Source organism: Enterovirga sp., from assembly GCF_035325185.1.
Lineage (GTDB): Bacteria > Pseudomonadota > Alphaproteobacteria > Rhizobiales > Beijerinckiaceae > Enterovirga.
Genome location: NZ_DAOLAJ010000052.1, coordinates 1 through 8998, shown reverse-complemented (window position 1 = coordinate 8998; position 8998 = coordinate 1). Strand labels below are relative to the sequence as shown.

The window sequence follows — 8998 nt, the reverse complement described above, 5'->3', positions numbered from 1 at the left end:
GGGGGGGGGTGGGGTGGGGGGGGGCCCACCGGCGGGGGGTAGGCCGAACATGCGGGGATTCAGGGGGGGCTCGACGCCGTCGGCCGCCGCGAAGGCGTCGAGGGTGATGTATTCGTCCGGCTGATGCGCCTGGTCGATCGAGCCGGGGCCGCAGACGATGGTGGGGATGCCCGCGGCCTGGAAATGGCCCGCCTCGGTCCCGAAGGGGACGGTGATCGTGGCTGGTGCGCCCGTGAGTCCGAGCACGAGCCGCTCGGCAGCCGATCCCGGCTCCGGCCGCAGGCCCGGCACGAGGACCTGCCACTCGGTCTCGATCCGCCCGAGCGGCACGTGGCGGTTCAGCCGCTCCCGCAGGACGCGCTCGGACGCCGCCTCGAACCGCTCCGGGATCTCGTTCGGATCGAGATCGGGCAGGCCGCGGAACTCCCAGTTGAACCAGCATTCGCGCGCCAGGATGTTGCGGGCATTGCCGCCCGCCACCCGGCCGACATGGATCGTCGTATAGGGAGGATCGAAGCGGCCCGAGGGGTCGCCGCGCTCCTCCATCTCGTCGGCCATGCGGTTCAGCTCGGCCATGAGGTCGGCCGCGGCGGCGATGGCGTTCGCGCCGAGCTGGGGCTTGGCCGAATGGGCCTCGTGGCCGAAGACGCGCGTCATGAAGGACGCGACGCTCTTGTGGGCGTCCGCCGCGGCGAGGTCGGTCGGCTCGCCGACGATGGCGGCGGCGGGGCGGGGCAGGTCGCGGCCGAAGCGGCGAATCGCGTCGTTGGAGCCGAGGCAGGTCGTCTCCTCGTCATAGGAGAGGAGAATGTGGATCGGCCGCCTGAGCCCGGCCTCCAGCATGGCGGGGACGGCGGCGAGGCAGATCGCGTCGAAGCCCTTCATGTCCACCGCTCCGCGCCCGATGGCGCGCCCGTTCTCGACGCGCAGCCGGAAGGGATCGCCGCTCCATTCCTGGCCTTCGACCGGGACGCAGTCGGTATGGCCCGACAGGACCACCCCGCCCTCTGTCTTCGGGCCGATGGTCGCGAGGATCGCGGCCTTGTCCCCCGCCTCGTTCGGATGGCGCGAGACCTCGATTCCGAGCCCGGCGAGGTGATCGGAGACGAAGTCGATCAGCTTCAGGTTCGAGAGCCGGCTGTCGGTCTCGAACGCGACGAGGCGCTCGAGCAGGGTGAGGGGGGGCATGGGGGCGGCCGTCAATGAAGGATGTGTTTCGCGAAGGGACTTTCCAGCGCGAAGGCGGGGATCTCGGCCTTGAAGGCCTCGCCCGTATCGAGCAGCATCAGGTAGGAGCCCTGCATGGTGCCGTCCGGCGTCGTGAGCGGGCAGCCGCTCGTATAGGTGAAGCTCTCGCCGGGCCCGAGCACCGGCTGCTTGCCGACAACCCCCGCCCCGTTCACCCGCTGGAACCGGCCGAGGCCGTCGACGATGGTCCAGTGGCGCGATTCGAGCTGCACGCGGTCGCTCGACAGGTTTGTGATCTCGACCGTGTAGGCGAAGAAATACTTGCCCTTCTCGGGCTGCGATTCCTCCTCGACGAAGCGAGGCTCGACGGTCACCCGGATGCCGCGGGTCACGGCCTTGTACATGACGTATCCGCCCGAAGTCCGGGCAAGAGGTACGGCTGCGCGCCCGCCCTCGTCAATGGTGTCGCCGCGGCCGGCCGGGACGACGGGACGGCATCTCAGCCGATCTCCTCGCGGAGGATCTCCAGCTCCAGCCATTCCGTCTCGGCGGCGTCGAGTTCCTCGCCCTTGGCCGCCAGCGCCTCCGACAGCTTCCCGAAGGCGGCCGGATCGCGCGTGAACAGGGCGGGATCGGCGAGTTTCCCCTGCAAGGCGGCGATCTCGCGGCCGAGCGTCTCGATGCGGCCCGGCAGGGTCTTCAGAGCATGCTGCTGGTGGAAGCTGAGGCGCCGCTTCGGCTCGGCCGGGGCGGTCCTCGCCGCGGAAGGCTTCGCGGCCTTCGGCGCCGGGGCCTGCGCCTCGCGGACGAGGTCCTGGCCGCGCTGGGCCAGCATGTCCGTGTAGCCGCCCGCATATTCGAGCCAGCGTCCCTTGCCCTCGGGCACGACGACGCTGGTCGCGATGCGGTCGAGGAAGTCGCGGTCGTGGCTGATGAGGAGGATCGTGCCGGCATAATCGGCCAGCATCTCCTCCAGCACGTCGAGGGTTTCGAGGTCGAGGTCGTTGGTCGGCTCATCGAGGACGAGGAGGTTCGAGGGCCTTGCCAGCGCCCGCGCCAGCATCACCCGCGCCCGCTCGCCGCCCGAGAGGACCCGGAGCGGCGTGCGCGCCTGCTCGGGCGAGAACAAAAAGTCCTTCAGGTAGCCGACCACGTGCCTCGGCTGGCCGCCGACCATGACCGTGTCGCCTCGCCCGCCGGTCAGGGCCTCGGCGAGGGTCGTGTCGGGATCGAGGCTGTCGCGGCGCTGGTCGAGGGTGACGGTCTCGAGCCCCGTGCCGAGGCGCACGGCGCCGCCCTGTGGATCCAGGGTGCCCGTCAGAAGCTTGATCAGCGTCGTCTTGCCGGCCCCGTTCGGCCCGACGATGCCGAGGCGGTCGCCGCGATGGATGCGGGTGGCGAAGCCCTGCACGATCGGGCGCCCGTCATAGGCGAAGGAAAGGTCCTTCGCCTCCACGATCAGCGTGCCGGACGCATCCGCCTCGGTGGCCTGGACGGCGAGGCTTCCGGTCGCGCGCCGCGCCGTGCGGCGCTCGGCGCGCAAAGCCTGGAGCGCCTCCATGCGGCGCACGTTGCGCTTGCGCCGGGCGGTGACGCCGTAGCGGACCCAATGCTCCTCGGCCACGATCTTGCGGTCGAGCTTGTGCCGTTCCGCCTCCTCCTCGGCATAGACGCTGTCGCGCCAGGCCTCGAAGGCGGCGAAGCCGCGCTCGATCCGGCGCGTCCGGCCCCGGTCGAGCCAGGTCGTGGCGCGGGTGAGGTTCGACAGGAAGCGCCGGTCGTGGCTGATGAGGACGAGGGCCGAGCGGCTGCCCCGCAACTCGCCCTCCAGCCATTCGATGGTCGGCAGGTCGAGATGGTTCGTCGGCTCGTCGAGCAGCACGATGTCGGGCTCGGGCGCGAGGGTGCGGGCCAGGGCCGCGCGCCTCGCCTCGCCCCCGGAGAGGGCGCCGGGCTCCTCTTCGCCGGTGAGGCCCAAAGCCTCCAGCAGGCGGCGGGCGCGATGGGGATCGTCGGCGGGGCCGAGCCCGGCCTCGACATAGGCGAGGACGCTGGCATGGCCGCCCATGTCCGGCTCCTGGGGCAGGTAGCGGATCGTCGCGCCCGGCTGCACGAAGCGGGTGCCGGAATCGGATTCGACGAGCCCCGCGGCGATCTTCAGCAGCGTGGACTTGCCCGAGCCGTTACGGCCGACGAGGCAAACGCGCTCTCCCGGCGCAACCGAAAGGTCCGCCCCTTCGAGAAGGGGCGTGCCGCCGAAGGTGAGCGCGATGCCCTGCAAGGCGAGGAGGGGAGGGGCGGCCATCAGGCTTTCGCCGGGGGCGGGAAGGGGCACATGCGGGAAGGCATGGGCGCCTCATAGAGCGGCTGCCCTCCGGGGTCACCTCTCCGCGGTCATCTGGGGCGGCGGGGCGCGACGGTAACGGTTTCGTAAATGCGCTTGGTTATCGCTTGCTGAAGGCAATTGCGGAAATGGCCATGACCAGCAAGCTCACGTCCCCGATCCTCGGCGGCGCCGAGGCCGGTTCGCCCCCACCCGAGGAGGCCGCGCCTCACGCCGAGGCCGCGCCTCGCGCCGAGGCCGCGCCTCCGGCCGAGGCGGCGAAAGCGGGCGAAACCTGCACAGGCATCCCCGCCGAGGCCGGGAAGACAGGAAAAGCGGAAGAGGCTGGCCTCGCCGCTCCTGCGGCCATCCCCGCGGGATCGGACGCCGCCTGCGCGCGGGCGGAGGAGAGCGAAGGCGCAAAGGCCCCGACGGCCGAGCCCGCCGGAACAGCGAAGGCCGCGGCTTCGTCCGTCCTGCGGGTCAGGGCCTGGACGGCCGGAGCACGGGCTGTCCGCATGCCGGCCGCGGCTGCGGCGGCTCTGGTCCTCGCTTTGGGAGGCGGCTACGGGATCGGGGCGGCGACGTCTCGCGGCGGCGCCGATTCGGGCCGGACGGCGCAGCTCCTGGAAGCCGCCACGCAGAATCTGCGCGACGCCCATGGCCAGCTTGGACAGCTCACGGCCGAGCTGACATCGATCAGGAGCGCCGTCGAGGGGATCAAGGGCGACCGCGCGGCCTCGCGGAGCGACATCCTCGCGAAACAGGCCCAGCTTTCGGACCGCGTCGAGCGGGCCGGCCAGGACAGCGCGAGCCGCATTGCCAAGCTGGCCGAGCAGCTCGATCGGATCGAGCGCGGGCAGCGCGAGGCGGCCCGGCAGGCCGCGGCGGAGAAAGCCGAGAAGCGCGAGAAGGTCGCGGCGGCTCCCATCCCGCCGGCCAAGCCCGGCCCCGCCCCGGCCAAGCCCGCTGCCGAGTCCCATGCCGATCCCGCCCATACGGGCAGCATCGGCGAGGCGAAGCCGGCCGAGAAGCTCGATCCGCGCAAGACGCCGCTCGCCGGCTTCGTGGTGCGCGACTACGATGACGGCTTCGCTCTCATCGAGACCCGGTCGGGCCGCTATATCGACGTCGCTGTCGGCTACAACCTGCCCGGCGCCGGCCGGGTCGAAGCCATCGAGCGCCGCGGCCGGCAATGGGTAGTGATCACTCCGAAGGGCTATATCGGCGAGCGCTGAGCGCGGCCCCTTCACTCCGCCGGGGCGAGGGCGGCTTCGCGCCGGCGCTGCCTGCGATTGTGCAGGCGGCCGATCAGGAGGTAGATCGCGGGCGTCGTGTAGAGCGTCAGGAGCTGCGACACGATCAGCCCGCCGATGATGGTGATGCCGAGGGGCCGGCGGATCTCGGCTCCGACCCCCGTCGCAACCGCGAGGGGCACCGCCCCGAGGAGCGCGGCGAAGGTCGTCATCAGGATCGGCCGGAAGCGCTCGATCGCCGCCTCGACCGCCGCCCGCGCCGGCTCATGTCCCTGCCGCTCGAAGGTGAGCGCGGCATCGACCAGCATGATGCCGTTCTTCTTCACGAGGCCGATCAGCAGGATGAGCCCGATCATCGCGATGATCGACAGTTCGAGCCCGCTCACCTGGAGCGCGATCAGCGCGCCGAGCCCGGCGGAGGGAAGCGTCGAGAGGATCGTCAGCGGGTGGACGAGGCTTTCGTAGAGCACCCCGAGGATGATGTAGACGGCCACGAGCGCCGCGAGGACGAGCAGCCCGTAGGCGCCCGCATTCCCCGCGAAGTCGCGGACGTCGCCCGCGAATTCCGCCCGGATCCCCGGCGGCAGATGCGTCTCGGCAATGGCCTGGAGGATCGCCTGGGAGGCGGCTTCCAGCCCCATCCCCTCGGCGAGGTTGTAGCTGATCGTCACGGCCGGGAAGGAGCCCTGGTGGTTCACCGTGAGGGGCAGGAGCCCGCGCTCGACCGTCGCGATGGCCGAGAGGGGCACGGCCGTCCCGCCGCTTCCGGGAACGTAGATCTGGGTCAGGTCGCCAGGATCGTCGCGCTGGTGCGAGCCCACCTCCAGCACGACGCGGTACTGGTTGCGCTGGGTGTAGATGGTCGAGACCTGGCGCTGGGAGAAGGCGTCGTTCAGGGCCGCGCTCACGTCCTGGATGGCGACGCCGAGGCGGGCGGCGGCCTTGAGGTCGACATTCACCTTCGCCTGGAGCCCGCCCTGGTCGCGGTCGCTGGAGACATCCGTCAGCCCCTCGACCCGGCGCAGCCTCTCGAGGACCTTGGGGGTCCATTCGTCCAGCTCCCCGACGCTCTGCGAGAGGAGCGTGACCTGGTATTGCGAATTGCTCTGCCGGGCGCCGGCCCGGATGTCCTGGGCGCCGAAGACATAGGCGCGGATGCCCGGAATGCCGCCGAGCGCCCGGCGCAGCCGCGCGATCACCACCTGGGAGGTCTCGTGCCGTCCCTCGCGCAGGCTGATGAACAGGCGTCCCTGGTTGACGGCGCCGCTCCAGCCCGTCGAGCCCGCCGAGGAGGACACGCCCTCGACGGCGGGATCGGTACGCACCATCTCCGCCACGCGCTCCTGCAAGGCCGCCATGGCGGGGAAGGAGATGTCGGGCGAGGCTTGCGTGAAGCCGATCAGGAGGCCGGTATCGTCCTGCGGGAAATAGCCCTTCGGGACGGTGCGGAACATGTGGACGGTGAGCCCGATCGTCGCGACGGTCACGAGCAGCATCGCCCAGGGATGGCGGAGCGCCGCCGCAAGGCTCCCGGCATAGAGGCGCGTCAGGGCGCCGAGGCCGCCGAGCACCAGCCGGTCGAGCCAGGTGCGGCGGCTGCGGCCATGAGGCAGGTGCGCGACGATCGTCGGCGCGACGGTCAGCGAGACGAGCGTCGAGACGACCACGGCCGCCCCGAGCGTTGCGGCGAATTCCAGGAAGAAGCGGCCGATGAGGCCCGGCATGAAGAAGAGCGGGATGAAGGCCGCGAGCAGCGACAGGCTGATCGAGATCACCGTGAAGCCGATGTCGCGCGCGCCGGCGAGCGCGGCCTCCATCCGCGGCAGCCCGCGCTCCAGATGCTTCTGGACGCTCTCGATCATCACGATGGCGTCGTCGACGACGAAGCCGACCGAGATCGTGATCGCCATCAGCGACAGGTTGTCGAGCGTGAAGCCGAAGAGCCACATCGCCGCGAGCGTGCCCGCGATCGAGAGCGGCACCGTGACGCCGGCCGCGAAGGTCGGGGTCGCGCGCCGCAGGAACAGGAATACGACCAGCATCACGAGGCCGATCGTCTCGACCAGCGTGCCGCGCATGTTCGCGAGCGAGGCCCGGATCGTCAGCGTGCGGTCGTTCATCACCTCGAGGTCGATCCCGGCCGGGATCCAGCGCCGCAATTCGGGCAGGAGGGCGCGCACGCGGTCCACCGTCTCGACGACATTGGCGCCCGGCTGCCGGGTGACCTGGAGGGTTACGGCCGGGAGCCCGTTATAGGAGCCGGAGGAGCGGCTGTTGCGGGTGCCCCTCTCGACCGTCGCGACGTCGGCGAGATGCACCACGACACCGCGGCGCGAGCGCACGACGATGCGGCCGAATTCCTCAGGGGTCGTGAGCTGGTCGTTGAGCGCGATGGTGACGGCCCGGTCCGGCCCGTCGAAGGAGCCCACCGGCGCGCTGACGCTCGCCGCGGCGATGGCCGTGCGCACATCCTCGAAGGACAGGCCCATCGCCGCCATGCGGGCGGGGTCGAGCGTGACGCGGATGGCGGGCTGCTCGGCGCCGCTGACGATCACCTCGGCGACCCCCTCCACCTGCGCGACGCGCTGGGCGATCGTGGTGTCGGCGACGTCGTAGATGGCCGAGGCCGGCAGGGTCCTCGACGTCATCACCAGGATCATGACCGGGAAGGCGCCCGGATTGGCCTTGCGGAAATAGGGCAGGGTCGGCAGGTCCGAGGGCAGGTCCGTCGCGGCGGCGTTGAGGGCGGCCTGGACGTCGCGGGCGGCCCCGTCCGCACTGCGCTTGAGATCGAACTGGATCGCGATCGTCGACGAGCCGAGGGAGGAGATCGAGGTCAGCTCGGTGACGCCCGCAATGGCGCCGAGGCGCCGCTCCAGCGGGGCGGCGACCGTCGCCGCCATGGTCACCGGGTCGGCGCCCGGCCGCGAGGCGATGACCCGGATGGTCGGGAAATCCACGCTCGGCATCGAGGCGACGGGCAGGAACAGATAGGCGACGAAGCCCACGAGCAGGAGGCCGATTGCGAGCAGCGTCGTGGCGACGGGACGCCTGATGAAGGGCTCGGAGGGATTCACGCAGCCGTCCCTTAGCGCTTTTCCGCATCGGGCGGCAGCGCTAAAGCACCGCAGGACTTGCTTCGCACGCGAAAGGCCGGAGGCGCCCGTGGACCCGATCCTGGTCGAGAACAAGGGGGCCTGGAGCCTCGTCACGCTCAACCGGCCCGAGCGGCTGAACAGCTTCGACGCCGACATGCACCGCGCCCTCGCCGCCGCCCTGAACGGGCTCGACGAGGACGAGACCTGCCGCGCCGTGATGATCACGGGGGCGGGGCGCGGCTTCTGCGCCGGCCAGGACCTGGAGGCCCTCCCCAAGGACGGCGTCGGCGACGTGATCGGGGAATTCTACAATCCGCTCGTGCGCCGCATCCGCGCGATGGCGAAGCCCGTCGTCGCGGCGGTGAACGGCGTCGCGGCCGGGGCGGGGGCGAATATCGCCCTCGCCTGCGACATCGTGGTGGCGGCGCGCTCGGCGAAGTTCATCCAGTCCTTCGCCAGGATCGGGCTCGTTCCCGATAGCGGGGGCACCTGGTTCCTGCCCCGCCTCGTCGGCGATGCGCGGGCCCGCGCGCTCGCCTTGACCGGCGAGGCGATCGGGGCCGAGCAGGCGGCCGATTGGGGCCTGATCTGGAAGGCGATCGACGACGAGACGATGCTCTACGAGGCGCAGGCCCTGACCGCGCATCTCTCGACCCAGGCGACGGCGGCGCTCGCCCTCATCAAGAAGGCCCTCGACGCCGCCGCCGGCAACTCGCTCGACCGCCAGCTCGACCTGGAGCGCGTCCTCCAGAACGAGGCGGCCGCGATGCCCGACTACCGCGAAGGCGTCAGTGCCTTCCTCGGGAAGCGTCCGGCCCGCTTCACGGGGCGGCCGGCATGAGCGACGCTGTCGAGACCGACGCCGATCCCGACGAGGTGGCGCGCGCCTCGGCCGAGGCCATGGAGGCGCAGGACCGCGCCGGCGCCGGGCTCGGCCTGCAGCTCCTCGATATCGGGCCGGGCTATGCCACCGTGGCCATGACGGTCACCGAGGCCATGACGAACGGCGCCGGCGAGGCCCGTGGCGGCTTCGTCTTCCTCCTCGCCGAATCCGCCTTCGCCTTCGCCTGCAATTCGCGCGGCGAGAAGGCCGCCGCGCAGCATGGCCAGATCTCGTTCCTGAGGCCGGGCCG

7 protein-coding genes are annotated in these 8998 nt (G+C 71.3%); 3 read left to right on the top strand and 4 right to left on the bottom strand.

Going from position 1 to position 8998, the window contains the following annotated elements; all coding sequences use genetic code 11:
• The 3 genes from argE to PKD06_RS11680 form a co-directional block, all read right to left on the bottom strand.
• Positions 1-1188 (bottom strand): acetylornithine deacetylase (gene argE, locus PKD06_RS11690; protein ID WP_324380358.1); only part of this gene is annotated, 1188 nt, incomplete at its 3' end.
• 11 nt (positions 1189-1199) lie between these two features.
• Entirely contained in the window at positions 1200-1592 is a 393-nt protein-coding gene (apaG, locus tag PKD06_RS11685; protein ID WP_324380357.1) for a Co2+/Mg2+ efflux protein ApaG, read from the bottom strand.
• Positions 1593-1687: 95 nt separating this feature from the next.
• Positions 1688-3493, bottom strand: a complete 1806-nt coding sequence (locus PKD06_RS11680) for an ATP-binding cassette domain-containing protein (protein ID WP_324380356.1) — start codon at positions 3491-3493, stop codon at positions 1688-1690.
• Positions 3494-3666: 173 nt separating this feature from the next.
• On the opposite strand from PKD06_RS11680, the gene PKD06_RS11675 reads away from it, so the two are divergent.
• Positions 3667-4749 (top strand): hypothetical protein, encoded by a 1083-nt coding sequence (locus PKD06_RS11675; RefSeq protein ID WP_324380355.1) that lies wholly within the window; start codon positions 3667-3669, stop codon positions 4747-4749.
• Positions 4750-4760: 11 nt separating this feature from the next.
• On the opposite strand, the gene PKD06_RS11670 is transcribed toward PKD06_RS11675, so the two are convergent.
• On the bottom strand, positions 4761-7844 hold the full coding sequence (locus tag PKD06_RS11670; RefSeq protein WP_324380354.1) for an efflux RND transporter permease subunit: 3084 nt from the start codon (positions 7842-7844) through the stop codon (positions 4761-4763).
• 88 nt (positions 7845-7932) lie between these two features.
• Between PKD06_RS11670 and paaG the strand changes: the two genes are divergently transcribed.
• A complete protein-coding gene (gene paaG / locus PKD06_RS11665) occupies positions 7933-8706 on the top strand; it encodes a 2-(1,2-epoxy-1,2-dihydrophenyl)acetyl-CoA isomerase PaaG (protein WP_324380353.1) in 774 nt (257 codons plus the stop codon).
• The coding region (locus PKD06_RS11660) for a hotdog fold thioesterase (RefSeq protein ID WP_324380352.1) at positions 8703-8998 on the top strand (296 nt) is incomplete at its 3' end. The genes paaG and PKD06_RS11660, both read left to right, overlap by 4 nt.

Excerpts from the sequence above, each read along its gene's own strand:
- apaG (WP_324380357.1), bottom strand. The coding sequence starts at position 1,592 with ATGTACAAGGCCGTGACCCGCGGCATCCGGGTGACCGTCGAGCCTCGC.
- PKD06_RS11680 (WP_324380356.1), bottom strand. The coding sequence starts at position 3,493 with ATGGCCGCCCCTCCCCTCCTCGCCTTGCAGGGCATCGCGCTCACCTTC.
- PKD06_RS11675 (WP_324380355.1), top strand. The coding sequence starts at position 3,667 with ATGACCAGCAAGCTCACGTCCCCGATCCTCGGCGGCGCCGAGGCCGGT.